Source organism: Polaribacter sp. M10 (genome assembly GCF_054968445.1).
Window position 1 is genome coordinate 1 of the sequence record NZ_JBSSBG010000058.1, and the last position, 1,043, is coordinate 1,043.

Annotated in this window: 1 protein-coding gene; it reads left to right on the forward strand. The window is 25.4% G+C overall.

The window, feature by feature from the left end:
• The first annotated feature begins 78 nt into the window (after positions 1–78).
• Positions 79–846 (forward strand): hypothetical protein, encoded by a 768-nt coding sequence (locus tag ACWYN7_RS17270; protein WP_462861221.1) that lies wholly within the window; start codon positions 79–81, stop codon positions 844–846.
• The last annotated feature ends 197 nt before the right edge of the window (positions 847–1,043 follow it).

Genomic DNA, 1,043 nt, shown 5'->3' on the forward strand with positions numbered 1-1,043 from the left:
TTCTAAACGGCTAAAAAAATAATTTGAACGGTATAAATTAAACCTAAAAAAAGGTCAACCTATATCAGGATAATACATATGAAATCAAAATTAATTATTTTTCTGCCTTTATTAATGTTAATTTCTTGTGGGAGAAATCAATATGAAAAGAGACTATATGGAAAATGGTATGATATTAAAGAAATGACTAAACTTGAATTTAGTGAAGATTCTCTAAATATATCAGATTTAACATTTACAAAAGCTAATTGGAAAGCAAATAGTGAAAAAATTACTTTTGAATTTAAAAATGTCTTTAATGATTCATTAAAAGTAAATTATCTAAAATATAAACTAAGAAATGACACTTTGATTGTTAAACCTGAAATTGACTCTCTTTCGGAATTTAAACTTATAAAAGCTAATAGTTTTACAGACTTCATTATTAAAAAGAATAATGTAAATATAAATCTTGAGAATAAAGCAAAATCTGAATTTACTGGTCAGAGAAATAAATATGGTTTGAAAATCTTTTTAGAAAATAAAAACGGAATAATCAACGCTAAATCTGAATATTCTGAAAATCTTGATAATTTAGATAGAGATTTGGAAAAAATACTTCAAGATTTGAGTCCATATTTTATGAATGAATATAACGACTTGCATTCAGAAAGGTTTACAGTTGAACAATGGATTAGATTGAATATTTATTACTCTGTTTTTATAGATAAGAAAATATCTGAAGAAAAAATTAAACCCATCGTTGAGAAATTAAGAAAAACTAAAATCAAAAAAATTTATAGAATATATGAAACTGTTGAAAATGAATTTGTTGATTTTAATAACCAGAAAGGAATAAAACTATAGCCAACACTGTATAAACTTTATTGCTGCAGAATTTTTCCTTCGGAAAAATACGCTGGCACAAAGTTGTCTATTTTTTGCTTACTTTTAGCTAAAATAAACGCAACAAATCTTATACCAAGACGTTGCCAGTAATCCCCCATAGAAACCCAAAAACTCCTCAGTACGTAGGCTAACGTAAAATTTGTAAATTACTGACT